Raw genomic sequence first — 24,630 nt, forward strand, 5'->3', positions numbered from 1 at the left:
TGCGGCGACCACCGCTCTCCCGGCGATCCCGGTCCTCACGAACGGATCGTCAGCCGCGGCAGCAGTTCCAGGTGCTGGCCCGGCTGGTCCTTCCCCGCCCCCGTCAGCCGGTCCAGCAGCAGCCCCGCCGCCCGCGCGCCGACCTCCCGCTTCGCCGGTGCCACCGCCGACAGCGGTACGTCGGCCAGTCCCGCCACCTCGTCGTCGTACGTGATCACCGCCAGGTCCTCCGGCACCCGTACCCCGCGCGCCTGGAGCCGCGGGATCAGCATGATGGCGTCCGTGTCGCTGTGGATCAGGGCGGCGCTCACCCCGCCCGCCGTGACCGCCTCGCACAGGTAGTCCAGCGTCCGCGCGAACCGGTCCGCCACCGACAGCCGCTGTGCCGCACCGGCCGCCGGCCACGGCGGAGCCGGTTCCAGCCCGAGCGCCGCCACCGCCGCCTCGTACCCGGACCGCAGCCGCGCCGTGGTCGGCGTCTCCTGGCTGGCCAGCGCGATCCGCCGGTGCCCCCGCTCCACCAGGTGCTGCACCGCCAGCGCCGCCCCGTGCGCGTGGTCCGACCCCACCCGGTCCAGCGCGGCCGCCGGATGCCCGGCCGGGGCCCACCGCTCCACCAGTACGGTCGGCACCGCGAGCCCGGCCGTCCACGCCCCCTCCCCGGGACCGGGCGAACCCGCCTCCCAGTTCGGCGTCAGCAGCAGCCCGTCGGCCCCGGTGGACAGCAGCCGGTCCGCCTGGGTGCGGTCCTCGCCCGGCAGGTACCGGGTCAGGCCGACCGTCAGCCGGGCCCCCCGGGCCTCGACCACCTCCCGGGCGCCCCGCACGACATCGGCGTAGTAGTACTCGGTGGTCGGCACCACCATTCCGACCACCAGTCCCGCCCGCCCGCCCGGCCGCTCGGGGGACCGGGCGGGCGACGCCTCGGCCGGCCGGTGCTCCACCCGGCTGATCACCCCGTGCATCCGGTGGATCTCGCCCCGGGCCGCCATCGCCTCGATGTCCCGCCGCAGCGTCACCGGCGAGATGCCGAGCTCCCGGGCCAGGTCCGCGACGCGCACGCTGCCCCGCTCCCGGACGAGCGCGAGCACCTGCGCCTGGCGCTGGTCGACGTGTGGTCTCAAGGTCTGCCCCCTGCGGTCGCGGTCGTCCGCGGTCCTCCCGCGGCCGGTCCCCGCCCATCATAGAGAATCGAAACGATCGATTCGATCGAAGACGTTCAACCGGTCATTGACGGAGCGGCCGGGGCGTTCATATATTCGGCGGCGACCCGCTTTCCACGCCAGCTTCTCGACCTCTCCCGGGAGCCCGCGCCATGCTCACGTACGACCAGGACGGATTCCGGCGCGCAGGCCGCCCCCACCGCATCGTCTCGGGGGCCCTGCACTACTTCCGGGTCCACCCCGGCCTGTGGGAGGACCGGCTCACCCGGCTCCGTGCCCTGGGCGTCAACACCGTGGACACCTACGTCCCCTGGAACTTCCATGAGACCGCTCCCGGCAAGGCCGACTTCACCGGCCCCCGCGACCTCGCCCGGTTCCTCACCCTCGCCCAGGACCTCGGCCTCGACGCCATCGTCCGCCCCGGCCCCTACATCTGCGCCGAATGGGACTTCGGCGGCCTGCCCGCCCGCCTGCTCGCCCTCGACGGCCTGCACCTGCGCTGCTCCGACTCCCGCTTCCAGGCCGAGGTGGACGGCTGGTTCGACGCCGTCGTACCCGAACTGCTGCCCCTCCTCGCCGGCCGCGGCGGCCCGGTCGTCGCCGTACAGATCGAGAACGAGTACGGCTCGTACGGCAACGACGCCCGCTACCGCGCGCACGTCGAGCGGGCCCTGACCGAACGCGGCGTCGACTGCCTGCTGTTCACCGCCGACGGCCCCGAGGACGCCATGCTCCAGGGCGGTATGCTCCCCGGCCGGCTCGCCACGGCCACCTTCGGGGCCGAACCGGCCGAGCGCCTCGCACACCTGCGCCGCTACCAGCGGACCGGCCCGCTCGCCGCCATGGAGTTCTGGATCGGCTGGTTCGACCACTGGGGCGAGGAGCACCACGTCCGCTCCGCCGAGGAAGCGGCGCGATCGCTGGACGAACTCCTCGCCACCGGAGCCTCCGTCAACCTCTACATGGCCCACGGCGGGACCAACTTCGGCTTCTGGGCCGGCGCCAACCACACCGGCTCCCGCCCCGGCGACCCCGGCTACCAGCCCACCACCACCAGCTACGACTACGACGCGCCGATCGGCGAAGCCGGAGAGCTCACCCCCAAGTTCCACGCCTTCCGCGAGGTCATCGGCAGGTACGTGCCCCTCCCGGACGGCCCGCTGCCCGCATGCCCGCCCCGCATCGCACCGGCCCTCGCCACCCCTGCCGGCGCCGCGCCGCTCCTCGCCCACCTCCCGCTCCTCGGCGGCGACCCCGTCGAGCGCCCCGCGCCCGAACCCATGGAGAAACTCGGCCAGGCCCACGGCCTGATCCACTACCGCACCACCGTCACCGGCCCCCGCCCCGCCATGCCCGTCCGCATCGACGGCCTCGGCGACCGCGCCTACCTGTTCGCCGACGGCCGCCCCCTCGGCACCCTCGACCGCAACATGCCCGACGACGGCATCGACCTCCCGGTCGGCGAAGGCGGCGTCGTCCTCGACGTCCTCGTCCGCGCCCAGGGCCGGGTCAACTACGGGCCGCTCCTGGACGACCGCAAGGGCATCTGGCGCGGCGTCCGCCACGGCCACCAGCACCTGTTCGAGTGGGAGATACGGACCCTGCCGCTCACCGCTCTCACCGGACTGCGCTGGTCAGCCGAAACCCCGCAACCGGGCCACCCCGCCTTCCACCGCTTCACCCACACCCTGCCCACCGGACCCGCCGACGCCTTCGTGGACGTCCGCGACTGGGGGACCGGCCTGCTGTGGCTGAACGGCTTCCTCCTCGGCCACTACGACACCCCGCGCGGCCCGCAGCGCACCCTCTACGCCCCCGCACCCCTGTGGCGGACCGGCGAGAACGAGCTCGTCGTCCTCGAACTGGAACGCCCCGGCGCCGAACTGCCCCTGCGCGACCGGCCCGACCTCGGCCGCCCCACGGTCGTCACCCTCCAGTGAGAGAAGGCCCGTACGTGAAGCGCACCGCCGCCCGGCTCGCCGACGGCCGCGAGATCCTCTACTACGACACCGGCGACGGCGCCGCCCGCGCCTTCCCCGACACCCGCCCGCTCGACGCGTCCGCCCACGCCACCACCTCCGAGGTACGGCGCGACCCGCTGCTCGGCGACGCCGTCGTCATCGCCTCGCACCGCCAGGGCCGCACCCACCTGCCGCCCGCCGACGCCTGCCCGCTCTGCCCCACCGCGCCCGGCCGGACGAGCGAGATCCCCGCCCCCGACTACGAGGTGGCCGTATTCGAGAACCGGTACCCCTCCCTCGCCGGAGCCACCGGCCGCTGCGAGGTCATCTGCTTCACCCCCGACCACGGGACCTCCTTCGCCGAACTGGACGAGGAGCGCGCCGCCCTGGTCCTGGCGGCCTGGACGGACCGCACCGTCGAACTCTCCGCCCGCGAGGGCGTCCGGCAGGTCTACTGCTTCGAGAACCGGGGCGCCGAGACCGGCGTGACCCTCGCCCATCCGCACGGCCAGATCTACGCCTTCCCCTACGTCACCCCGCGCACCACCCGCATGCTCGCCACCGTCGCCGCCCACCGCGAGCGCACCGGGCGCAACCTCTTCGAGGACGTACTGGCCCGCGAGCTCGCCGACGGCGGCCGGGTGGTCCTCGAAGGGGAACACTGGAGCGCCTTCGTCCCCTACGCCGCGCGCTGGCCCTACGAAGTGCACCTCTACCCGCGCCACCGCGTCCCCGACCTGCCCGCCCTCGGCGACGCCGCCCGCGCCGAGTTCCCCCGCCTCTACCTGGAACTGCTGCGCCGCTTCGACCGGCTCTTCGAGCGCCCCGAACCGACGCCGTACATCTCCGCCTGGCACCAGGCCCCCACCGGCCCGGGCCGCGACCGCGACGACTTCGCGCTGCACCTGGAGCTGTTCACCGTCCGGCGCGCCGCCGACAAGCTCAAGTACCTCGCCGGAACCGAATCCGGCATGGAGGCCTTCATGAACGACATCCGGCCCGAGGACGCGGCCGCGCGGCTGCGCGAGGCGGCGAGCCCGTGAACGCGACCGCGCGCGAGTTCCGCGCCCTGTACGGACGCCCGCCCCACGGGGTCTGGGCGGCCCCCGGCCGGGTCAACCTGATCGGTGAGCACACCGACTACAACGACGGCTTCGCCCTGCCCTTCGCCCTCCCGCACCGGACCGAGGTGGCCGCCGCCGCGCGCCCCGACGGCCTGCTGCGGCTGCACTCCGCCGCGACCGCGTCCGGAGCGGTCACCCTCGACCTCGCCGCCCTCGATCCGGCCCGCCGCCCGCGGGGCGCCGACGCCTGGGCCGGCTACCCGGCCGGGGTGGCCTGGGCGCTGCGGGAGGCGGGGCTCCCGGTCGGCGGCGCGGACATCCACGTACGGTCCGACGTGCCGGCCGGCGCCGGACTGTCCTCCTCCGCCGCCCTGGAGGTGGCCACCGCACTGGCCCTCGCCGAGCTGTACGGGCTCACGCTCACCCGCCCCGAACTGGCCGCGCTCGCCCGCCGCGCCGAGAACGCGTACGTCGGCGTGCCCTGCGGGATCATGGACCAGACGGCCTCCGCCTGCGCCACCGAAGGCCACGTCCTGCGCCTGGACACCCGCGGCCCCGAACACCGCCACATCCCCTTCGACTGCGCGGCGGCGGGCCTGCGCCTCCTGGTCATCGACACCGGCGTCAAGCACGACCTCGCCGACGGCGCCTACGCCGAACGCCGTGCCTCCTGCCACCGGGCCGCCGCCCGCCTGGGCCTGCCGGCGCTGCGCGACCTCCCGTACGGGGAACTCGACCGCGCGCTGGCCCGGCTGGACGATCCGGTCGCCCGACAGCGGGTCCGCCACGTCGTCACCGAGAACGAACGCGTCCTGCGCGTCAGCGCCCTGCTCGGCGCCGGACGGCTGCGCGCGACCGGCCCCCTGCTCACCGAGGGCCACGCCTCCCTGCGCGACGACTACGCGGTGTCCTGCCCGGAGCTGGACCTCGCCGTGGCCACCGCGAACGCGGCGGGCGCGTACGGTGCCCGGATGACGGGAGGCGGCTTCGGCGGCTCCGCCCTGGCCCTCATCGACGCGGAAGCCGAACCTGCGGTGACGCGGGCCGTGACGGACGCGTTCGCCCGGGCCGGCCACGCCCCGCCCCGGATCACCCCGGCCACCCCGTCACCGGGCGCGGCCCGGATCGCGTAGGCCCGTCACTCAACACCCCGCGGTACAGAAGACGCACCCCTCCCACCAGGGCAGCGCGTCCAGCACCCGGTGGCGCACGCACGAGGCGCACGCCGCCTCGTGCGCGTCCGGCAGCACCTTCCACTCCGGGGGGCCGGCCTGTTCGGGGTCGAACCCCTCGACCAGGGACCGGAACTCGCGCAGGTATCCCTCCGCGCGCGCGGGCTCGTAGGACAACTCCTCCCACCGGTGCCGGCCGAGCGCCAGATCGACGACGCGGAGCAGGAAGTCCTTCGCCGCCGCCCGCTCGTGCGGGCCGTCACCCCAGTCGAGATCGCCGAGGTCGAAGCCGACCGCGCCCCGCCCCAGCACGCTCTGGTCCTGGAGCGTCAGCAGGGCGGCGAAGCGGAAGTGCCACGGCTCCCGGGCGAGCGCGGACACGGCCAGGACCAGCACGTCGACGAAGACGGCGGTCGCGCTGTTGTTCAGGTGCAGGACACGGCCGGCGCCGCCGCGGAAGGAGTTGGACACGACACCAGGTTGCCGCACCGGGAAGGTTCCGGAGGCCCGGGCCAGGGGCCGGTGCGTAGACTGCCGGCTTGATCCATTACGTGCCGGTCGAGTGTGGAGGAAGAACCCGTATGCGCTATCTCCCCCTGGGCAATTCAGGGCTCCTGGTCTCCGCCGTCGGCCTCGGCTGCAACAACTTCGGCGGCCGCCTCGACGCGCGGGCCACCCGCGCCGTCGTGGACGCCGCACTCGACGCGGGCGTCACCCTGCTCGACACCGCCGACATCTACGGCGGGGCCGGCGGCTCCGAACGCCACCTGGGCCAGGCCCTCAAGGGCCGCCGCGACCAGGTCGTGCTCGCCACCAAGTTCGGCTTCGAGGGCGTCGACATGGGATACGGGCCCGCCGCCGGGTCGCGCGGCGGCCGCGCCTACATCCGGCGCGCCGTCGAGGAGTCGCTGCGCCGCTTGGAGACCGACCACATCGACCTCTACCAGCTGCACAGCCCCGATCCGGCCGTCCCCATCGCCGAGACGCTCGGCGCGCTCGGCGAACTCGTCACCGAGGGCAAGGTCCGCTACATCGGCCACTCCAACCTCAGCGGCTGGCAGCTCGCCGAAGCCGCCCACATCGCCCGCGAGACCGGAGCGACGCCCTTCGTATCGGCGCAGAACGAATGGTCGCTGCTCCAGCGCTCCGCCGAACGGGACCTCGTCCCGGCCGCCCTCCACTACGGGGTCGGCGTCCTGCCCTACTTCCCCCTCGCCAACGGCCTGCTCACCGGCAAGATCCGCCGGGGGGCGCCCGTCCCGGCCGGCTCCCGCCTCGAAGGGCGCGACGCGTACCTCACCGAGGAGCGGCTCGACACCGTCGAGGCCCTCGCCGCGATCGCCGAGAAGCACGGCCGCACCGTGCTGGAACTCGCCATCGGTTGGCTGTCCGCCCAGCCCGGCTGCGCCTCCGTCATCGCCGGTGCCACCTCCCCCGAGCAGGTCCGCGCCAACGCGGCCGTCGCCGACCGCCCGCTGGAAGCGGAACTGCTCGCGGAGATCGACGCCGTCGCCTGAGCCGCCGCACGCACGGGGAGAGCCGTCGAAGACCCGGTCCTCGACGGCTCCCCACGGCCTCCGCCACCCGCTCAGGACACGATGTCCTTGTGGGCGAACCCCCGGAACGCGAGGGCGAACAGCACCACCGCGTACGACACCGACACCGCCGCGCCCTTGACCATCCCGCCCCACTCCAGCTGCGGCTGGAGCGCGTCCGCCCACGCGAACTGCCAGTGTGCGGGCAGGAACTCCCGCCAGGAGCCGAGCGCGGTCACCGCGTCCAGCACGTTCCCGACGATGGTCAGCCCGACCGCCCCGCCCACCGCGCCCAGCGGTGCGTCGGTCCGCGTCGACAGCCAGAACGCCAGTCCCGCCGTCGCCAGCTGCGACACGAAGACGAAGGCGACGGCCAGCGCCAGTCGCGGTACCGCGTCACCGGCCGCCAGCGCGCCGCCCGTGGGGAGTTTCAGCGGTCCCCACCCGTACGCGGCCGTGCCCGCCGCCAGCGCCACCACCGGCAGCAGCACCATCGCCGCCAGGCTGAACCCCAGCGCGACCACCAGCTTGCTCCACAGCAGCCGCGCCCTCGGCACCGGCGAGGCCAGCAGGTAGCGCAGCGAGGACCAGCTCGCCTCCGACGCCACCGTGTCCCCGCAGAACAGGGCCACCGGCACCACCAGCAGGAACCCCGCCGACACGAACAGGCAGGTCGCGGCGAAGTTCGCGCCCGAGGCGGTGGCGGTGTCGATGAGCGTGACCCGCCCGGCGCCGCCGCCCCGGCCGCCGTCCTGGCCGCCGCCCACCGCGAACGCGATGATCATGACGAAGGGCAGCGCCGCCAGCACCCCGCCCATCACCAGCGTCCGCCGCCTGCGCCACTGCCGCAGCGCCTCCACGCGCAGCGGGAGCGTCCGCCCGGGCCGGTACCCGGGGGCCGTTTCCACGACAGCCGTCATGCCGCACCTCCGATCAGGGTCAAGAACGCGTCCTCCAGCCGCCGGTGCGGCCCCACCGCCGACACCGGCACCTCCAGCCGGACCAGTTCGGCGATCAGCCCGGCGGCGCTCGCGCCGTCGAGCCGTACCAGCAGCCCCGCATCGGCGGCCACCACGGAGCCCACTCCCTCCAGCGCCGCCACCTTCTCGACCACGCCCTCGTCCACCGGCCCGGCCAGGGTCACCAGCAGGGTGTCCCCGCCGCCCGTGATCTCCGCGACCTCGCCCGCCCGCACGAGCCGCCCGCGGTCCATGACCACCAGGTGCGTGCACGACTGCTCGACCTCCGACAGCAGGTGGCTGGAGACGATGACGGTCCGCCCGCCGGCCGCGTACCGGATCATCACGTCCCGCATCTCCCGGATCTGCGGCGGGTCCAGACCGTTCGTCGGCTCGTCCAGGATCAGCAGGTCCGGCATCCCCAGCATGGCCTGGGCGATCGCGAGCCGCTGCCGCATGCCCTGCGAGTACGTCCGCACCGCCCGCTCCAGGGCGTCACCGAGCCCGGCGATCTCCAGTGCCTCCGCCATGTGCGCGTCCTCGGCCGGGCGGCCGGTGGCCCGCCAGTACAGCTCCAGATTGGCCCGGCCCGTCAGGTGCGGCAGGAAACCGGCGCCTTCCACGAAGGCCCCGACCCGCGAGAGCACCGGGGACCCGGCCCGCACCGGATGCCCGAACACCCGGATCTCCCCGGCGTCCGGGCGGATCAGCCCCATCAGCATCCGCAAGGTGGTGGTCTTCCCGGCGCCGTTGGGCCCGAGCAGACCGAGCACCTGGCCCTGCTCCACCCGGAACGACAGGTCCCGCACCGCGTACCGGTCGCGGGCCTTGGCGTAGCGCTTCGTCAGCCCGGTGATCTCCAGCGGTACGTCGGCCAGTGCGGGGTCGGGCTGCGGTGCGCCCGGCCGGGTCCCGCCGCGGCCCCCGCCGGTCCTGCGGACCAGCAACAGCCCCGCGGCCAGCGCCACCGCCGCGAGCGGCAGCCACCAGGTCCAGGCGGGCAGCGCGCCCGCCGCTGTCCGCACCCCGGCGGCGACGGGCACCGCCAACGGCCCCTCCACCGCCACGGTGTACGCGGCGGGCTCGACGGGGGAGGCGTAGCCCAGGTCCGTGGCCGCCACCACCAGCCGCAGCCGGTGCCCGGCCTCGACGGCGTGGTCGACGGCGGGGAGCCGCAGCTCCACGCTCCGGCCCTGCCCCGCGTCCGTCACCCGCACCGGCGCCACCAGCTGACTCGGCAGCACCGCCTGCCGCCCGTCGGGCCCGACGTCGTACAGCTTGCCGAACAGCACCGCCGAACCGTCCGCCGCCGTGGAGCGCACCCTCAGGCTGACGGTCGGGGTCCCGGTGATCCGTACCCCCTCGCTCAGCGGCTCCGACTCGAACCGGGCGTTCTGCCCGGGGAAGTCCAGCGACAGCCCGGCTCCGAGGGCGGCGAGCTGTCCGCCGACGCCGGGCAGCGAGGACACCGACGGCGGGCTCGCGCCGGCCGGGTTGGCGAAGCCCTGCTCCCGGCCGGCGAGGGCGAACCGGTGCGGGCCGGAGGTCAGCCCTGGGTAGGCGTCGCCGCTCGCGCCGCGCAGCCGCACGGCGCCGTCCGTGGAGTCCAGGCCGCCGGAGCGCGAGACCCGGAACGCGGGACCGGTGGCCGCGTCCGCGTCGCCCTTGAGGTACCGGTCGAACCAGGCCGTCACCCGCGACTCGACCCGGCCCGCCTCGCGCAGGCCGCCGTCGTGACCGCCCGCGGCCCAGTCCACCGCCACCGGCGCCCCGTTGGCGGCTATCGCCCCGGCCATGGCGTCGGCCTGGTCCAGCGGGAAGAGGGAGTCGTCCTGGCCCTGCACGATCAGGGCCGGCACCGTGATCCTGTCGCCCACGGCGGACGGGCTGCGCCGCTCCAGCAGCGCCCGGGCCTCGGCGTCGGGCTTCCCGGACACCGCGACCCGCTCGTACATCGCGCACAGCTCCGGCTGGAACCGTCCGCAGCCGGTGCCGGTGTGCGCGGGGCCCGCGGGCGGCTGGTCGGGCGTCGGGGCCTGCGCCGTACCGGTGGTGAAGAAGACCCCGGCCCACAGCTTCTTGAACACGCCGTTCGGGAAGAGGGAGTCGGCGAGGTTCCAGTACGTGATCTGCGGGGCGATGGCGTCCACGCGGCGGTCGTACCCGGCGGCCAGGAGCGCGGCCGCGCCGCCGTAAGAGGCCCCGGCCACCCCTACGCGCGGGTCGCCGGCCCCGTCGAGCCGCACTTCCGGGCGCCGGGCGAGCCAGTCGATGAGCCGCGAGACGTCCTTGACCTCGTAGTCCGGGTCGTTCAGCCCGATCCGGCCGCCCGAGTGGCCGAAACCGCGCGCCGACCAGGTCAGGACGGCGTACCCGGCGCCGGCCAACCGCTCCGCCTGCGCGCGGACGTCGTCCTTGCTGCCGCCGAAGCCGTGGCCGAGCAGCACGGCGGGACGTTTCCCCGTGCCCCGCTCGCCCCCGCCGGCGGTGAAGTAGGAGATGTCGATCCCGGCGTCGGGCATCTGCACCACTTGGTCCAGGCGGTGCACCGCCGGCCCGTCGGCGGAGGCCACGGCCGTGACCGTGCCGGTCCCCGCCAGCACGGCGACCGCGGCGGCGCCGGCGAGGAGGCGGTCCCGGCGGCGCCGGGGGAGTCGGAGCTTCATACGGGAACCCTACGGGTCCGGCCCCGGGGCGCCGGAGCGCCCTCAGGCTGAGCCCGGGACGTCCTCGAGGAGTACACCGGCGGTCCTGGATACCGCACTCGCGGTACGCGGCCTCCGCGCGCGCCGCGCCCGCCCGACCGCGCCCGCCCGCGCCCCGACCTGCGCGGGACGCCGAGCGGCGGCACTATGGTCCGCATGCTGCTGGCCGAGGTCGCTCGCGTGTCCCGGGAGGTCGCCGAGACCTCCGCCCGCTCCCGCAAGACCGCCCTGCTCGCGGAACTGTTCGGCGCCGCGCCGTCCGAAGAGGCCGCGCTGGTGATCGCGTACCTCGCCGGACGGCTCCCGCAGGGCCGCCCCGGCATCGGCTGGAGCACCCTCGGCCGGGAGACCGCGCCCGCCGACCGGCCCACCCTCACCGTCAGCGACGTCGACCGGGCCGTGACCCGCCTCGCCGCGGTCTCCGGCGCGGGCTCGCAAGCCGAGCGGCGCCGCCTCCTCGACGGCCTGCTCGGCGCCGCCACCGAGCCCGAACAGCGGTTCCTGCGCAGCCTGCTGTCCGGCGAGGTGCGCCAGGGGGCCCTGGACGCCGTCGCACTGGAAGGCGTGGCCGCCGCAGCCGGGGTGCCCGCCGCGGCCCTGCGCCGGGCCGTGATGCTGGACGGTTCGCTGCCCCGGGTCGGGGCCGCGGCCTTGGCGGAGGGCGCCGAAGCGCTGCGGGGCGTGACCCTGCGCGTCGGGCAGCCCGTCCAGCCGATGCTCGCGGGCACCGCACCCTCGGTCGCCGAAGCGGTGGCCGCGCTCGGCCCCTGCGCCGTCGAGGAGAAACTGGACGGCATCCGCGTCCAGGTCCACCGCACGGGCGAGGACGTACGGATCTACACCCGCTCCCTGGACGAGATCACCAGCCGGCTCCCCGAAGTGGCCGCCACGGCCCGGGACCTGCCCGGCGACCGGTTCATCCTCGACGGCGAGGTCATCGGGGAGGGCGCCGACGGCCGTCCGGTCCCCTTCCAGGAGATCGCGAGCCGGGTCAGCTCCCGGCTGGACGTGGCCACCGCCCGCCAGACCCTCCCCGTCAGCGCCTACTTCTTCGACGTCCTGGCCGCCGGCGACGACGTCCTGCTCGACCTTCCGGTCGGCGACCGGTACGCGGTGCTCGCGCAGCTGGTGCCCGAGCACTCCCGGGTGCGCCGGCTGGTCGTCGACGACCCCGGGGCGCAGTCGGCCGACGCCGAGGCGTTCGCGGCAGAAGCGCTGCGCCGCGGGCACGAGGGCGTGATGGTCAAGGCCCTCGACTCGCCCTACGCCGCCGGCCGGCGCGGCAAACAGTGGCTCAAGGTGAAACCGGTGCACACCCTCGACCTGGTCGTACTCGCCGCCGAATGGGGCCACGGACGGCGCACCGGCCTGCTGTCCAACCTGCACCTCGGCGCGCGGGCCGCCGACGGCAGCTTCGCGATGCTCGGCAAGACCTTCAAGGGCCTCACCGACGAGATGCTCCGCTGGCAGACCGAGCGGCTGCGGGAACTCGCGGTGCGCGAAGACGGTTACACGGTGTGGGTGCGGCCCGAGCTGGTGGTGGAGATCGCCTACGACGGCTTGCAGCGCTCCCCGCGCTACCCGGCGGGCGTCGCCCTGCGCTTCGCCCGGGTGCTGCGGCACCGCCCGGACAAGAACGCGCAGGAGGCGGACACCGTGGAGACGGTGCTCGGCGACCGGACGAACTAATGGATTTGCCTCAGAGGCAAGAAGAATTGCCCGAGCGGTAAATATCTGGCTCAATCGAGGCATGACAACCGGTCCCGCCCCCGGCGCCGACGCAGCGCCCGCAGGCGAAGAGCTGCCCGCCGTCGCCCCGCAGCTGCGCGAGCTGCGCCGCCGCGCCGGGCTCACCCTGGAAGCCGCCGCCGCCCGGGCCCGGCTCTCGCCCGCCCACCTGTCCCGGCTGGAGACCGGCCGGCGACAGCCCTCGCTGCCGCTGCTCCTCGGCCTCGCCCGCACCTACGGCACGACCGTCTCCGAGCTGCTCGGCGAGACCCCGGCCGTGGCCGACCCCATCGTACGGGCGGGCGGACCCGGGGCCCGCGAGGCGGACGGCTGGACGTACTGGCAGGCCGGCGGCTCCGGCCGCGGCATGCAGGCGCTGCGGGTACACGTCCCGGCCGGCCGCGGGCCGGGCGAGCTGGTCCGCGTCCACCCGGGCGAGGAGTGGCTGTACGTGCTCACCGGCACGCTCCGGCTGCACCTGGGCGAGACCGAGCACCTGCTGGAGCCGGGCGACAGCGCGCACTTCGACTCGCTCACCCCGCACCGGATCGGCGCGGCCACCGCCGCCGGCGCCGACCTGCTGTTCGTCCACACCCTGCTGCAGAGCAGCCTCGCCGGGCTGTGCCTCGGCGGGGCGACCACCGACCACCGCTGACCGAGGAGCCGCCGCCATGTCCCACACCCCGCCCGAACAGCCGCTGAGCGTGCTCAAGCGGATCGAGTCCAAGTTCCCGCGCGGCCTGGTCATCCGGCTGGTCGCCTACCTCTTCGTGGGTCACCTCTTCGCCGCCTTCGTCTACCTGCTCTTCGTCCTCGGCGCCCGCAACCAGTGACGGTTCAGCGCCGTCGCCGCACCCACCCGAGCACGAGCACCGCCGCCACCGCCGCGAAGGCGCACCAGGTGGAGGCGAACTCCAGCCGCCACAGCCCCGCGCAGACCACCGCGCCGACGGCCAGCACCGCCCCGAGCAGCCGCAGCCGGCGGTCACCGGTCAGCAGCAGGGCGCCCAGCGTGGCGAACAGATAGCCGGCCAGGACCGGCGCCGGGTACGGCACGTCGACGCCGTAGCCGACGGCATGACCCCGGAGCCGCGCCGAGACCGGCCGGGTGGCCAGGCAGTACGCCAGCACCCCGGCCACGGCGAGACCGACGGCCACCGGACCCCACAGCCGCCGTGGCGCCCCCGGCCCGGCTGCCACCAGCACCCCCAGCGACACCCACACCGGCAGCACCGGCAGGGCGATCACCGCCCACGCGGTGGCGGCGACGCCACAGCCCCCGCCCGCGTCCCAGACGGCGGCCTCCACCAGCTGGTGCACCCCGAGCAGCAGCGGCAGCGCGGCGACGGGCAGATCACGGGGCCGCCGTACCCGGACCACACACACGGCTCCCACAGAGGTGACGACGGCGCCCGCCGTCAGGTCGGCCGTCGCGCTCCAGCACATCGCGGTGCGAAGGCCTCACCGCTCCGCCGCGCGCGGCGGTTCCAGCGGCGGCGAGGTCACCCCGCAGCAGGTCCGGCACAGCGGGTGGCACGCCGCGGGCGCCGGGTTGCGTACGGTCGCCCACGCCAGGACCGACCCCGCCACCAGGATCCCCGCGCACCACAGCATGGCCCGCCCGAAGGCCGCGTCGAAAGCCGGCGCGGAGAGGTAGGAGTCGGGGCCCATCCCCGCCAGCAGCGGCAGCGCGGCCACCGCGAGCAGCCCCGCCGCCCGCGCGGCGGCGTTGTTGATGCCGCTGGCCAGCCCCGCCCGGCCGGGGTCCACCGAAGCCAGCACCGTCGCCGTCAGCGGCGCCACCAGCGTCACCATCCCCATCCCCATCACGATCAGCGCGGGCAGCACGTCCGCCGGGTACGAGGCGCCCGGCCCGACGCGCAGCATCAGCACCATCCCGCCCGCGCACAGCAGCGGCCCCACCGTCAGCGGCAGCCGCGGGCCGATCCGCTCCCCGAGCGCCCCCGCGCGCGCCGACAGCAACAGCATCAGCACGGTGGTCGGCAGCAGCGCGGCCCCGGCGGCGAGCGCCGAGTACCCGACGACCACCTGGAGCTGGAGCACCACGAGGAAGAAGAAGCCGCCGAACGCCGCGTACACGCACAGGGTGACGAGGTTGACGGCGGTGAACTGCCGGGACGCGAAGATCGACGGCGGCACCATCGGATACTCGCGGTGCCGCTCGACGTAGACGAACAAGGCCCCCAGCAGCAGCCCGCCCACCGCCGCGGCGAAGACCAGCGCCGTGCCGTTGCGCGCCTCGATCAGCGCGTAGGTGAGCAGGCCCAGCGCGCTCGCCCCGATCAAGGCGCCCGCCACGTCGAACCGCCCGTGCGCCTGCGGATCGCGCGACTCCGGTACGTGTCTCAGCGCCACCGGCACGCACAGCGCGGCCACCGGCACGTTGATCAGGAACACCCAGCGCCAGCCGGGCCCGTCGACCAGCCAGCCGCCGAGGAACGGCCCCACGGCCGCCCCCACTCCGCCCAGCCCGGACCACAGGCCGATCGCCCGCGCCCGGTCGCCGGCCCGGATCGAACCCTGGATCAGGGCCAGCGAACCGGGCGTCAGCAGGGCCCCGCCGATGCCCTGGAGCGCGCGGGAGGCGATCAGCACGCCCTCGTTCGGCGCGAGGCCGCACAGCAGGGAGCCGACGGCGAACCAGACCACGCCCAGCACGAAGATCCGCCGGCGCCCGAAGCGGTCCCCGAGCGCCCCGCCGACCAGGATCAGCCCGGCCAGGGTCAGCAGATAGGCGTTCACCGTCCACTGGAGCACCGCGAGGTCGGCGTGGAGATCCCGGCCGATCCGCGGGAGCGCGACATTGACCACGGTCGAGTCCAGCAGCGCCATGCTCGACCCGAGCACCGTGGTGAGCAGGATCCACCGGCCCCGTCCGGAGGCGAGCGGGACGTCGGGAACACCGGACCCGGCCGGCGGCGGAACCGGCCGCCCGGGCATCCCCGACGCGTCGGCGGACGGTTCGGGCGGCGGCTCAGCGGGTGCGGTCATGCCCCCAGGCTGACCCGCCCGCCCCCGAAAGGCCACCCGGCCGGGCCACCCCGGCACCGACGTCATCGAACCGGCCGGGGCGGCGGCGCGCGGGACCCCGCGCGGGGCGCCGCGGGTCGCAGTCGTACCTCCCGCGTCCGCCTCGATCACCGACCGGCGGCCGGCCGCGAGACCGGCACCGACCACGATCGCGGCCGCAGCGTCCGGCCCCGGGCCGAGGCTCAGCCGGCCGGCCTCGGGGGAGGGGTTCAGCGGATGGACCGCGCCGTCCAGCAGGTACCTCCGGTACGCGGCGGTGGGCCGGACCACCGCCGCGTACCGGCACCCGTGTCCCCGTCGAGCGCGTCGAGCGCGTCGAGCGCGTCGAGCCCGGGCAACCGGGAGCCGTCGGGCTGCCCAGCGCCGGAGTCCGCCGGTCGGCGGCTTGCGAGGACCGGCCGGCGCGGCCCCGTCTCCGCGCCGCGGCACCCGGGCGGGCTGCACGCCGTACAGCCGGACTGCCCCCGGCAGCCCAGCGCTGGCGCGCGCGGCGGGTGCACGGGTCCGGGGTGCGCGGGCGTCGGGCCGGGCGGGACCCGCGGACCCAGGCGCATGCGGATAGTCGTACCGGCATCCGGGTGGAGCGGGCCGGGCGCGCCGCAGTACGCCGACGGGACCGGGACCGCGGCCCGCTAGCGTGGCGGACCATGACGCTGCGGAGCGAGCCGGCGGACCCGGCCGGGCAGGACGAGGAGCCGGCGGCGTGGCAGCGGGACCTGGCCCGCGCCGCCGGCCCCGACGCGGTCTGGGCCGTCGGGGACCCCGAGGAAGCCCTTGCCGCGGGCGGTGACCAGGACGGCGGCCTCGACGTCAGCGGGCTCGCCGCCGTACTGGCGCTCTGGCCCGTGATCGGCGGCCTGGTCGCCCAGGGCGAGCTGGCCCTGCACACCCCTCTCACCGCATATGGGCCCCGCACCGCTCACGGCCCCCTCGCCTCCTACGGCCCCCTCACCGGCCAAGGGGCCGAGGCACCCGACGGCAGCACCGCCCACCACCTCCTCACCCGCTCCGGCGGCGTCCCCGTCCTGACCCGGCTCGCCGAGCACCTCTGTGGCGGCCCGCTCGCCGAGCACGCCCCAGCCCGCGTCTGGCGACCGCTCGGCATGACCCGCACCCGCTTCACCGGCGCCGCCCTGCACAGCACCGCGGCCGACCTCGCCCGGTTCCTGCGCCACCTGCTCTCCACCGCCGACCACCCGGTGCCGCGCGCCTGGACCGCCGAGTCGCTGCGCATCCGTACCGGCGAACTGGTCCCGGCCCGCGGCCTCCTCTGGCGGCCGGCACCCGCCGGCGTCTGGACCCACGGTGACGGCCCGGCCCTGTGGATCTCACCCCGCCGGCGCCGCTGGGCGGTACTCGTCCCCGCCTCCCCGGGCGGCCCGTCGCCCACCGCCTTCCGCGAGACGGCGTTCACCGTCCCGCGGCGCCCCGGGGCGGTTCCACTCCCGTAGCGCACCCGGAGCGCGCACCCACCACCTCCGACGTACGGTGATCCCGATGTCACCGACCGTTGAACCACGGCTGCGGCGCTCCGCCACCCCCGGGAGCCCGCCCGACCAGGCAAGGTGGTCCCGGCCATGACCCAGTCGACCACGGCGGCCGGCCGTCCGGCCGAGGCCGCAGCCGGGCAGCCCGCCAGGGCCGGACGGGCCGAGACGGTCCGCTTCGCCGCCACCCACGCCCTGCCGGAACTCGTCCGCGGCTTCGCGAGCCGCCCCCCGCACCCGGCCCGGCCCTGGCCGGTCCTCGCCCGGCCGCACTGGTCCGCCGCCACCCTGCGGGCCATGCGCGCCCGGCACGGCGGAGCGCCCGTACTCGTCCGCGGTCTGTCCGGGACGCTGCTCGTCATCCTCGACCCGCAGGACCTGCACCAGTTCTACTCGGCACCCGTCACCGCCCTCGCCGCGGACCCGCCCGGCACCTGCGACGGCCGCGGGCCCGTACCGCCGGCCGGTCCGTTCCGCACGGACCGGCGCGGCATCAACGACGCCGTCCTCGCGCCCGGCCCCACCGTCCACCCCTCGTACGGGCCGTTCCTCACCCTCATCGCCGACGAGGCCCGGCAGTTCACCGCCCCCGGCACCCTCCGGCTCGCCCGGGCCCGGCACGCCGTCGCCCGGGCCGGCCGCCGCATGGTGCTCGGTGACGCGGCCGCGGACGACGAGGAACTGGCCGGCTGGCTCCGCCGGTTGCGGGGCGCGGACGGCCGGCCGGGCCGGCGCGGAGGACTGCCGCGCGCCCTGCGCGAACTGTCCGACAAGGCCGCCGCCCGCATCGAGCGGTACGCCGCCCACGCCGAGCCGCACACCCTCGTCGGGAGGGCCCGCCGGCACGCAGGTCCCACCGGCGCCCTCGTCCCCACCGGACAGGCCCGGCAGTGGCTCCAGGCCATGGACACCGTCCCCGCCACCCTGCTGCGCACGCTGCTGCTGCTCGCGGCGCACCCCGCCGAACAGGACGTGGCCGCCGCCGAGGCCCGGGCGGCCGACGCGGCCTCGGGCGAACTGCCCCGGCTGCGGGCCTGCGTCCGGGAGTCGCTACGGCTCTACCCGGTGGTGCCGGACCTGATCCGGGTCACCCGCGCCGAGACCGAATGGCGCGGTGTGCGCCACCCCGCGGGGACCGCCGTACTGCTGCCGGTCCTGTTCCACCAGCGCGACCCCGAACACGTGCCGGCCGCACACGTCTTCGTCCCCGGGCGGTGGGCGTCCCACGGGGCCCACCAGGACATCCGGATGGCCCCCTTCAGTCACGGAGCCGGCCGCTGCCCCGGCGACCAGCTGGGCCTGCTCGTCGTGGCCGCCTTCTGCGCGGAAGTGCTGCGCGGACACCGGGTCCGGGACGGGCGGCCCGCCCTGGACCCGATGGGGCCGCTGCCCGCGACGCTCGACCCGCGGGGGATCCGGCTGCGCCTCGCCCGCCGGTGAGCCCGCCGCTTGGAGCGCCGGTGAGCCCGCCGCTCCGGCCGCCGCCGCGGCCGTGGAGAGCCCGCCGGCGAACGCCTTCGCCGGAGCCCGCCGCCCGGATCCGAACCACCGAGGTGCCCATGTCCGACACCCCGACCCACGCGTCCACCACCGAGGACGCCGAACTGCTGCGCGCCCTGTGCCGGGAGCTGGCCGAGGCCGCCGACGCCGTGGACGAGGCCGCCCGGTACGCCTCCCGACTCGCCCTCGGCGGCCGCCTGCCCGTCACCGCGCTCGGCCGCGGCGGCGGCCCCCGGCTGGCGTGGCGCACCCTGCTGCGCACCCTCACCGACCCGGCGGGACTGGGCTGGGCGGCGCGCGGCCGGGGCGCGGCCCGGGCCGGGTGGCTCGCCGGGATCCTGGCCGGCCGGGAGAGCCTCGCCGTCAGCCTCGCGGTCTGCGGCCTCAAGACCAGGCTCCGGGCCGCGCGCGAGACCGAGCCCGCGCTGCTGGCTGACCCCGACTCCGCGGCCGTGTTCCGGGCGGTCGAGGACAACCGGCAGGGCGAAGCCGTCCGGCTGTTCCGCGCGGTGCTGCGCGACCGGGGAGCCGAGCGCGCGTACGGCCTGCTGGCCCCGTCCTTCGCCGACCTCCTGGCCTGGGACGCGCTGACCGACGACAACCCGTTCAACGATCACGCCGGCTGGCAGATCGCCACCGGCCGGGGCCGGCCCGCCCCGCGGCTGCTCGGTCTCGGCGCGGCCCTGCGGGCCTTCATCGGCCGGGGTCCCCGCCCCGCCGACCCGGTCACCGCAGCCCCCGGCCCGGTCGGGGCCGCCCCCGGGTACGTCCGGTACGAGGGCGGCCCGCCGCCCTGCGATCCACCGCCACCGGGACCGCCCGGACCGGACCCCGACGCGCTCGACACCTCCGCCACCCTGGCCGGGTACGCCCGCAACCTGGCGCTGATCGGGGCCGCGGGCGCCGTCCTCGTCCAGCAGGTGACCGGCCCCGACGGAGTCCCGCGCCACGTCGTGCAGCTCGCGGGCCCGGCCGGTCCGGCCGCCGGGAGCGGCCACTACCGGCGCGAAGTGGCCCGGCTGGTCCGGGTGTCGGTGCCCTCGGGAACCGAACTGGCCCTGGTGGGCCGCGGGGAGGGCGGAGCCACCGCGCTGGAACTCGCCGCGGACCGGGACTTCACCACCCTCTACACGGTGACCCACGTCGTCACCCTCGGCTCTCCGCCCCGCGCGGGCGGCCCCGCGGGCCCCCGCACCGCCGTCTTCGCCCTGCCTGCCGAGGGCGATCCCACCGAGGGTGGCCCCGCCGAACCGGACGCCGCCGGGGTGAGCCCGCTGGTGGCGGCCGAGGACTCGATGGCCACCGCCTACCGCGGCCCGGTCACCGCGAGCCTCGTCCACCGGCCCGGCGCCCGGTGAGCGCGGCCCCGACCCCCTGGAGGACCCCGTGAACCGCCTGCCCGCCACCCCGGTCCGCCCGCGCCCGGCCGCCCCCGTCGACGGCCTGCGGGCCCATTCCGCCGCCCTGCGCTCGCACGCCGAGCGGCTGCGCTCCGTCGCCGCGGACCTCCGGCGCCGGGGCCCGCACACCGACCCCCTCGGCACCGAGGTCAGCGCCCTCGCCGAGCGCTGCGCCGTCGCGGCCGCCGCGTTCACCCTCGCCGCCGCCCAGTTCGGTGCCCGGCGGCGGCCACGGGGTACGACCGGACCGGCCCTGCGCCGCACCGATCCCTAAGCGCCGCCCGGGTGTTCGGCAGCCAGCGCGCGCACCGCGGTCACCGCCCGCTGCGCGGTCTGCTCCGGCGTCCCGGCGACATCGACGACCACACCGGCCTCGTCGTCCTGCAGCGGCTCCAGCGCGGCGAGCTGCGAGTCCAGCAACGCGGCCGGCATGAAATGCCCCGTGCGCCCCGCCAACCGCTCCTCGATCAGCGCGCGCTCCCCGGTGAGGTGTACGAAGACCACCCCGGGGGCCGCGGCGCGCAACCGGTCGCGGTAGACGCGCTTGAGGGCGGACGCAGCGACCACACCGCCGCCCCGCCCCGCCGCCCGGTCCCCGATCCACTCCCCGACGGCGTCCAGCCAGGGCCACCGATCGGTGTCGTCCAGGGGCGTGCCCCCGGACATCTTGGCCACGTCGGCCGCCGAATGGAACGTATCGCCCTCCGCGTACGGAAGGCCGAGCGCCTCCGCGAGCAGCCGGCCCACGGAGGTCTTCCCCGAGCCCGCCACGCCCATCACCACGAACACGCGCCCGGTTCGGGCCGCCTGTTCCGTCCCCTGCCCCACGTCCGGGCACCTCCCCGCTCCTTCGCCGCCGGTCCTTCCCACTGAAGCCGGTCGGGTACGACGCATTCAAGCGGAGCCGGGGCCCGGTGGGCGCCGTCATACCGGGCCGTCCCGGCCCGTGGCCGGATACCGTCGACAGCCCGGGCAAACACCCCCCGGGGAGAGATCACCGCTTCGAGGTAAACCACCGGCTTCCCAGGGCCGATCGGGCGTAGCGGCCGCTAGCGTTCCCAGAGATCTGGATTCCCGAACGTTCGCCCTGTTGTTTCCGCTTTCACCGGCGGACGCGCGGGTACGCCGGTCACCGCCCCCGCGAAGGAGAGCCCGCCCGATGACCGTTGACACCAGCCCGGAAGCGCAGCCGGCGCCCGCTCCGCGGTCCAGCCTGGGCACGGCGGCCGCCCGGAACCTCGCCACCACGACCAAGTCCGCCCCGCAGATGCAGGAGATCACCTCCCGCTGGCTCTTGCGGATGCTCCCCTGGGTGGAGGCCAAGGGCGGCGCCTACCGGGTGAACCGCAGGCTGAGCTACGCCGTCGGGGACGGGCGCATCGAGTTCGTCCAGGACGGCGCCCGCGTCCGGGTGATCCCCCGCGAGCTGGGCGAACTGGGCATGCTGCGCGGCTTCGACGACATCGAGGTGCTCGCCGCGATCGCCGGGCGGTGCGTCCAGCGCGACTTCCGGGCCGGCGAGGTGCTGGCCGAGCGCGGTGACCCCGCCGAGCAGATCCACCTGATCGCCCACGGCCGGGTCAGGCAGACCTCCGTAGGCAAGTACGGCGACGAGGACGTAGTCGCCGTACTCGCCGACGGCGACCGGTTCGGGGACCACGCCCTGCTGGACGGCGCTGCCCGGTGGGACTGCACCGCCACCGCCGAGACCGGCGGCACCCTGCTCACCCTGTCCCGCACCGACTTCGCCGCCGTGCTGTCCTCGGCACCGCACCTCCAGGACCACGTCCGGCGGTACGGCTCGCTGCCCCGTCGGCGGCAGAACCGGCACGGCGAGGCCGAGATCGCGATGTCGGCCGGTCACACCGGTGAGCCGGAACTGCCCGGCACCTTCGTGGACTACGAGCTCGAACCGCGCGAGTACGAACTCTCCCTCGCGCAGACCGTGCTGCGGATCCACACGAGGGTCGCCGACCTCTACAACGAACCGATGAACCAGACCGAGGAGCAGCTCAGGCTCACCATCGAGGCGCTGCGCGAGCGCCAGGAACACGAGCTGATCAACAACCGGGAGTTCGGTCTGCTCCACAACGCGGCCTTCAAGCAGCGGATCCAGCCGCACTCCGGTCCGCCCACCCCCGACGACATGGACGACCTGCTCTGCCGTCGCCGCGGCACCAAGCTCTTCCTCGCGCACCCCCGGACGATCGCGGCGATCGGGCGCGAGTTCAACGCCCGCGGGCTCTATCCGGACCACGTCGACGTCGGCGGGCATCAGGTCCCGGCCTGGCGCGGGGTCCCGATCCTGCCCTGCAACAAGATCCCGATCAGCAAGGAGAACACCAGCTCGATCCTCGCCATGCGCATCGGCGAGGACAACCAGGGAGTCATCGGCCTGCACCAGACCGGTCTGGCGGAGGAGTACGAGCCGGGGCTGTCGGTGCGCTTCATGGGCATCGACGAGAGGTCGATCATTTCCTACCTGGTCACCGCCTACTACTCCGCCGCCATCCTGGTGCCCGACGCGCTCGGCGTGCTGGAGAACGTGCAGATCGCCCACCGGCGCGCGTAGCGGACCCGCCCGAAGGCGCCGACAGCCACCACCGTCACGACAGCCCGTACCTTCCCGGGCCGACCGAGCGTGCCCGGGATCCGGGACAGCCCGCCCACACCACCAAGGAGCCATGGATGCCCGATCCCGGGCCTTCCCCCCTGCAATCGAGCCTGCCCGCCGCTGCCGCCCGCTTCGGGGCCGATCTCCTCCTGGGCGCCCTGGCCCACGCCCCGGGCCCGGATGCCGGGCACGCGCCGCCCGCCGTCCCGGCCCCCGCTCCCACCCCCGCCGAGGGCGCGCTCCCCGTGGAGCTGCCCGCGGACGTGCCGGTGCCGGAGGGCGCCGCCGTAGTCGTGCAGCGGAGTCCCGCCCTGGAGCGGGTCCTGCGCGGCCCCAGCGGTCTGGGTACGGCGAGCCTGTACCCGGCCCGGCGCGTGGCGCCGGGCCTTCCCGAGGTACCCGAGCCGGCGGCGGAGGGCCGTCCGGTCCCGGGCCTCTACCACCATCCGGTGGCGGAACCGGATCCCGCGCGGGTGGCGGAGGTCAGCCGGAGGATCAAGGCCTGGGCCCTGGACGAGGTCGAGCTCTACCCCGAGGACTGGGAGGACCAGTTCGACGGCTTCTCCGTCGGGCGCTACATGGTCGCCTGCCATCCGGACGCCCCGACCGTCGACCACCTGATGATCGCCACCCGGCTGATGGTCGCCGAGAACGCGGTGGACGACTACTACTGCGAGGACCACGGGGGTTCGCCCATCGGCCTCGGCGGCCGCCTCCTGCTGGCGCACACCGCCCTCGACCCGCTGCACACGACGCAGGAGTACCAGCCGCAGTGGGCGGAGTCGCTGCACGCGGACGCCCCGCGGCGGGCCTACCGCTCCGCCATGGAGTACTTCGGCCGGCAGTCCACGGCCTCCCAGGCCGACCGGTTCCGGCACGACATGGCCCGGCTGCACCTGGGCTACCTCGCCGAGGCGGCCTGGGCCCAGACCGACCACGTCCCCGAGGTGTGGGAGTACCTGGCGATGCGGCAGTTCAACAACTTCCGCCCCTGCCCCACCATCACCGACACCGTCGGCGGCTACGAACTGCCGGCCGACCTGCACGCGCAGCCCGCCCTCCAGCGGGTCATCGCGCTCGCCGGCAACGCCACCACCATCGTCAACGACCTGTACTCGTACACCAAGGAACTCGCGAGCCCCGGCAAGCACCTGAACCTGCCCGTGGTGATCGCCGACCGGGAGGGCGTCTCCGACCGCGAGGGCTATGTGAAGGCGGTCGAGGTCCACAACGACCTCATGCACGACTTCGAAGCCGAAGCCGCCGCCCTGGCCGCCGCCTGCCCCGTACCGAGCGTGCTGCGCTTCCTGCGGGGAGTGGCCGCATGGGTCGACGGCAACCACTACTGGCACCAGACCAACACCTACCGATACAGCCTGCCCGACTTCTGGTAAGGACGGACCCCACTGTGACCAGCACCGATCTCACCGCGGCCGCCACCTCCGTGTTCATCCCCCGCCCGGCGACGCCCTACCAGGGCGACATCGCGCGCTACTGGGACGTCGAGGCCAGGCCCGTGAACCTGCGTCTCGGCGACGTCGACGGCCTCTACCACCACCACTACGGCATCGGTGACGTCGACCACGCCGCCCTCGGCGGGGCCGGCGACAGCGGGTACGAGAAGAGGCTGGTCGCCGAACTCCACCGGCTGGAGTCGGCGCAGGCCGAACTCCTCCTCGACCACCTCGGCCCGATCGGGCGCGATGACACGCTCGTTGACGCCGGCTGCGGCCGCGGCGGCTCGATGGTCATGGCCCACCAGCGCTTCGGCTGCAAGGTCGAGGGAGTCACCCTGTCGGCCAAGCAGGCCGAGTTCGCCAACCGGCGGGCCGGCGAACTCGGCATCGACGACCACGTCCGCGCCCGCGTCTGCAACATGCTCGGCACGCCCTTCGAGACCGGGCAGGCCGCCGCCTCGTGGAACAACGAGTCGAGCATGTACGTCGACCTGCACGACCTCTTCGCGGAGCACTCCCGGATCCTCGCGGTCGGCGGCCGCTACGTGACCATCACCGGCTGCTGGAACCCGCGTTACGGCCAGCCCTCGAAGTGGGTCTCCCAGATCAACGCGCACTTCGAGTGCAACATCCACTCCCGCCGCGAGTACCTGCGCGCGATGGCCGACAACCGTCTCGTTCCGCAGGCCGTCATCGACCTGACCCCCGCGACCCTGCCCTACTGGGAGCTGCGGGCCACGTCTTCCCTGGTCACCGGCATCGAGGAGGCCTTCATCAACTCCTACCGGGACGGCTCCTTCCAGTACGTCCTGATCGCGGCCGACCGCGTCTGAC

Annotated in this window: 21 protein-coding genes; 14 read left to right on the forward strand and 7 right to left on the reverse strand. The window is 75.4% G+C overall.

The genetic code is table 11. From position 1 onward, the window contains the following. Positions 1-35: 35 nt before the first annotated feature. Entirely contained in the window at positions 36-1,124 is a 1,089-nt protein-coding gene (locus ACZ4M3_RS03555; protein ID WP_467729763.1) for a LacI family DNA-binding transcriptional regulator, read from the reverse strand. 191 nt (positions 1,125-1,315) lie between these two features. Here ACZ4M3_RS03555 and ACZ4M3_RS03560 point away from each other — a divergent pair, with 191 nt between their 5' ends. Genes ACZ4M3_RS03560 through galK form a run of 3 tightly spaced genes read left to right on the forward strand, consistent with a single transcriptional unit; the run spans position 1,316 to position 5,321 of the window. Then, positions 1,316-3,103: a glycoside hydrolase family 35 protein gene (locus ACZ4M3_RS03560; protein WP_467729765.1), complete on the forward strand. Its 1,788-nt coding sequence runs from the start codon at positions 1,316-1,318 to the stop codon at positions 3,101-3,103. A gap of 14 nt (positions 3,104-3,117) precedes the next feature. After that, positions 3,118-4,167: a galactose-1-phosphate uridylyltransferase gene (gene galT / locus ACZ4M3_RS03565; protein ID WP_467729767.1), complete on the forward strand. Its 1,050-nt coding sequence runs from the start codon at positions 3,118-3,120 to the stop codon at positions 4,165-4,167. Further along, entirely contained in the window at positions 4,164-5,321 is a 1,158-nt protein-coding gene (gene galK / locus ACZ4M3_RS03570; protein WP_467729768.1) for a galactokinase, read from the forward strand. Before galT ends, galK begins: the two co-directional genes overlap by 4 nt. Positions 5,322-5,330: 9 nt before the next feature. On the opposite strand, the gene ACZ4M3_RS03575 is transcribed toward galK, so the two are convergent. Further along, positions 5,331-5,831, reverse strand: coding sequence for a hypothetical protein (locus tag ACZ4M3_RS03575; protein WP_467729769.1), 501 nt, complete (start codon positions 5,829-5,831; stop codon positions 5,331-5,333). Positions 5,832-5,941: 110 nt separating this feature from the next. Here ACZ4M3_RS03575 and ACZ4M3_RS03580 point away from each other — a divergent pair, with 110 nt between their 5' ends. Further along, positions 5,942-6,877, forward strand: coding sequence for an aldo/keto reductase (locus ACZ4M3_RS03580; RefSeq protein ID WP_467729771.1), 936 nt, complete (start codon positions 5,942-5,944; stop codon positions 6,875-6,877). 71 nt (positions 6,878-6,948) lie between these two features. Here ACZ4M3_RS03580 and ACZ4M3_RS03585 read toward each other — a convergent pair whose 3' ends face one another. Then, positions 6,949-7,815: an ABC transporter permease gene (locus ACZ4M3_RS03585; RefSeq protein ID WP_467729772.1), complete on the reverse strand. Its 867-nt coding sequence runs from the start codon at positions 7,813-7,815 to the stop codon at positions 6,949-6,951. After that, a complete protein-coding gene (locus ACZ4M3_RS03590) occupies positions 7,812-10,520 on the reverse strand; it encodes an alpha/beta fold hydrolase (RefSeq protein WP_467729774.1) in 2,709 nt (902 codons plus the stop codon). The genes ACZ4M3_RS03585 and ACZ4M3_RS03590 overlap by 4 nt, the downstream gene beginning before the upstream one ends. Before the next feature lie 195 nt (positions 10,521-10,715). Here ACZ4M3_RS03590 and ACZ4M3_RS03595 point away from each other — a divergent pair, with 195 nt between their 5' ends. The 3 genes from ACZ4M3_RS03595 to ACZ4M3_RS03605 all read left to right on the forward strand — a co-directional run bounded on the left by ACZ4M3_RS03595 (position 10,716) and on the right by ACZ4M3_RS03605 (position 13,120). Continuing rightward, a complete protein-coding gene (locus ACZ4M3_RS03595) occupies positions 10,716-12,248 on the forward strand; it encodes an ATP-dependent DNA ligase (RefSeq protein ID WP_467729776.1) in 1,533 nt (510 codons plus the stop codon). Positions 12,249-12,309: 61 nt separating this feature from the next. Then, positions 12,310-12,942, forward strand: coding sequence for a helix-turn-helix domain-containing protein (locus ACZ4M3_RS03600; protein WP_467729778.1), 633 nt, complete (start codon positions 12,310-12,312; stop codon positions 12,940-12,942). A 16-nt stretch (positions 12,943-12,958) separates the two neighbouring features. Then, positions 12,959-13,120 carry a DUF6126 family protein gene (locus ACZ4M3_RS03605; protein ID WP_467729779.1) on the forward strand — a complete coding sequence of 54 codons (162 nt, stop codon included), beginning with the start codon at positions 12,959-12,961 and terminating at the stop codon, positions 13,118-13,120. A gap of 4 nt (positions 13,121-13,124) precedes the next feature. Here ACZ4M3_RS03605 and ACZ4M3_RS03610 read toward each other — a convergent pair whose 3' ends face one another. Together ACZ4M3_RS03610 and ACZ4M3_RS03615 are read right to left on the reverse strand one after the other, a co-directional pair. Next, complete coding sequence (locus ACZ4M3_RS03610; RefSeq protein ID WP_467729781.1) at positions 13,125-13,733, reverse strand: DUF6629 family protein; 609 nt, start codon at positions 13,731-13,733, stop codon at positions 13,125-13,127. Between the two features lie 15 nt (positions 13,734-13,748). Continuing rightward, positions 13,749-15,248: an MFS transporter gene (locus tag ACZ4M3_RS03615; protein WP_467730128.1), complete on the reverse strand. Its 1,500-nt coding sequence runs from the start codon at positions 15,246-15,248 to the stop codon at positions 13,749-13,751. 737 nt (positions 15,249-15,985) lie between these two features. Here ACZ4M3_RS03615 and ACZ4M3_RS03620 point away from each other — a divergent pair. The 4 genes from ACZ4M3_RS03620 (at position 15,986) to ACZ4M3_RS03635 (ending at position 19,999) form a co-directional block, all read left to right on the forward strand. Beyond that, positions 15,986-16,789: a serine hydrolase domain-containing protein gene (locus tag ACZ4M3_RS03620; RefSeq protein WP_467729782.1), complete on the forward strand. Its 804-nt coding sequence runs from the start codon at positions 15,986-15,988 to the stop codon at positions 16,787-16,789. 126 nt (positions 16,790-16,915) lie between these two features. After that, on the forward strand, positions 16,916-18,265 hold the full coding sequence (locus ACZ4M3_RS03625) for a cytochrome P450 (RefSeq protein WP_467729784.1): 1,350 nt from the start codon (positions 16,916-16,918) through the stop codon (positions 18,263-18,265). Between the two features lie 119 nt (positions 18,266-18,384). After that, complete coding sequence (locus tag ACZ4M3_RS03630) at positions 18,385-19,683, forward strand: hypothetical protein (protein ID WP_467729786.1); 1,299 nt, start codon at positions 18,385-18,387, stop codon at positions 19,681-19,683. A 28-nt stretch (positions 19,684-19,711) separates the two neighbouring features. After that, positions 19,712-19,999 carry a hypothetical protein gene (locus tag ACZ4M3_RS03635; protein ID WP_467729788.1) on the forward strand — a complete coding sequence of 96 codons (288 nt, stop codon included), beginning with the start codon at positions 19,712-19,714 and terminating at the stop codon, positions 19,997-19,999. Here the strand turns inward: ACZ4M3_RS03635 and ACZ4M3_RS03640 are convergent. Then, on the reverse strand, positions 19,996-20,502 hold the full coding sequence (locus tag ACZ4M3_RS03640) for a gluconokinase (RefSeq protein WP_467730130.1): 507 nt from the start codon (positions 20,500-20,502) through the stop codon (positions 19,996-19,998). The two genes, ACZ4M3_RS03635 and ACZ4M3_RS03640, sit on opposite strands and share 4 nt — an antisense overlap. A gap of 382 nt (positions 20,503-20,884) precedes the next feature. Here ACZ4M3_RS03640 and ACZ4M3_RS03645 point away from each other — a divergent pair, with 382 nt between their 5' ends. The 3 genes from ACZ4M3_RS03645 to ACZ4M3_RS03655 all read left to right on the forward strand — a co-directional run bounded on the left by ACZ4M3_RS03645 (position 20,885) and on the right by ACZ4M3_RS03655 (position 24,629). Then, the gene (locus tag ACZ4M3_RS03645; protein ID WP_467729790.1) at positions 20,885-22,297 is read left to right on the forward strand and encodes a family 2B encapsulin nanocompartment shell protein; all 1,413 of its coding nucleotides are present in this window, start codon (positions 20,885-20,887) and stop codon (positions 22,295-22,297) included. A 116-nt stretch (positions 22,298-22,413) separates the two neighbouring features. Beyond that, complete coding sequence (locus tag ACZ4M3_RS03650) at positions 22,414-23,733, forward strand: family 2 encapsulin nanocompartment cargo protein terpene cyclase (protein WP_467729792.1); 1,320 nt, start codon at positions 22,414-22,416, stop codon at positions 23,731-23,733. 14 nt (positions 23,734-23,747) lie between these two features. After that, positions 23,748-24,629 (forward strand): geranyl diphosphate 2-C-methyltransferase, encoded by an 882-nt coding sequence (locus ACZ4M3_RS03655; RefSeq protein WP_467729794.1) that lies wholly within the window; start codon positions 23,748-23,750, stop codon positions 24,627-24,629. Position 24,630 lies beyond the last annotated feature (1 nt).

The sequence above is a fragment of the Streptomyces sp. NPDC026522 genome (assembly GCF_055567555.1).

Bases quoted from the DNA above. Each gene is read 5' to 3' on its own strand.
- ACZ4M3_RS03560 (WP_467729765.1), top strand. From the start codon at position 1,316: ATGCTCACGTACGACCAGGACGGATTCCGGCGCGCAGGCCGCCCCCAC.
- ACZ4M3_RS03580 (WP_467729771.1), top strand. From the start codon at position 5,942: ATGCGCTATCTCCCCCTGGGCAATTCAGGGCTCCTGGTCTCCGCCGTC.
- ACZ4M3_RS03585 (WP_467729772.1), bottom strand. From the start codon at position 7,815: ATGACGGCTGTCGTGGAAACGGCCCCCGGGTACCGGCCCGGGCGGACG.
- ACZ4M3_RS03590 (WP_467729774.1), bottom strand. From the start codon at position 10,520: ATGAAGCTCCGACTCCCCCGGCGCCGCCGGGACCGCCTCCTCGCCGGC.
- ACZ4M3_RS03595 (WP_467729776.1), top strand. From the start codon at position 10,716: ATGCTGCTGGCCGAGGTCGCTCGCGTGTCCCGGGAGGTCGCCGAGACC.
- ACZ4M3_RS03600 (WP_467729778.1), top strand. From the start codon at position 12,310: ATGACAACCGGTCCCGCCCCCGGCGCCGACGCAGCGCCCGCAGGCGAA.
- ACZ4M3_RS03605 (WP_467729779.1), top strand. From the start codon at position 12,959: ATGTCCCACACCCCGCCCGAACAGCCGCTGAGCGTGCTCAAGCGGATC.
- ACZ4M3_RS03610 (WP_467729781.1), bottom strand. From the start codon at position 13,733: ATGTGCTGGAGCGCGACGGCCGACCTGACGGCGGGCGCCGTCGTCACC.
- ACZ4M3_RS03615 (WP_467730128.1), bottom strand. From the start codon at position 15,248: ATGCCCGGGCGGCCGGTTCCGCCGCCGGCCGGGTCCGGTGTTCCCGAC.
- ACZ4M3_RS03620 (WP_467729782.1), top strand. From the start codon at position 15,986: ATGACGCTGCGGAGCGAGCCGGCGGACCCGGCCGGGCAGGACGAGGAG.
- ACZ4M3_RS03625 (WP_467729784.1), top strand. From the start codon at position 16,916: ATGACCCAGTCGACCACGGCGGCCGGCCGTCCGGCCGAGGCCGCAGCC.
- ACZ4M3_RS03630 (WP_467729786.1), top strand. From the start codon at position 18,385: ATGTCCGACACCCCGACCCACGCGTCCACCACCGAGGACGCCGAACTG.
- ACZ4M3_RS03640 (WP_467730130.1), bottom strand. From the start codon at position 20,502: ATGGGCGTGGCGGGCTCGGGGAAGACCTCCGTGGGCCGGCTGCTCGCG.
- ACZ4M3_RS03645 (WP_467729790.1), top strand. From the start codon at position 20,885: ATGACCGTTGACACCAGCCCGGAAGCGCAGCCGGCGCCCGCTCCGCGG.
- ACZ4M3_RS03650 (WP_467729792.1), top strand. From the start codon at position 22,414: ATGCCCGATCCCGGGCCTTCCCCCCTGCAATCGAGCCTGCCCGCCGCT.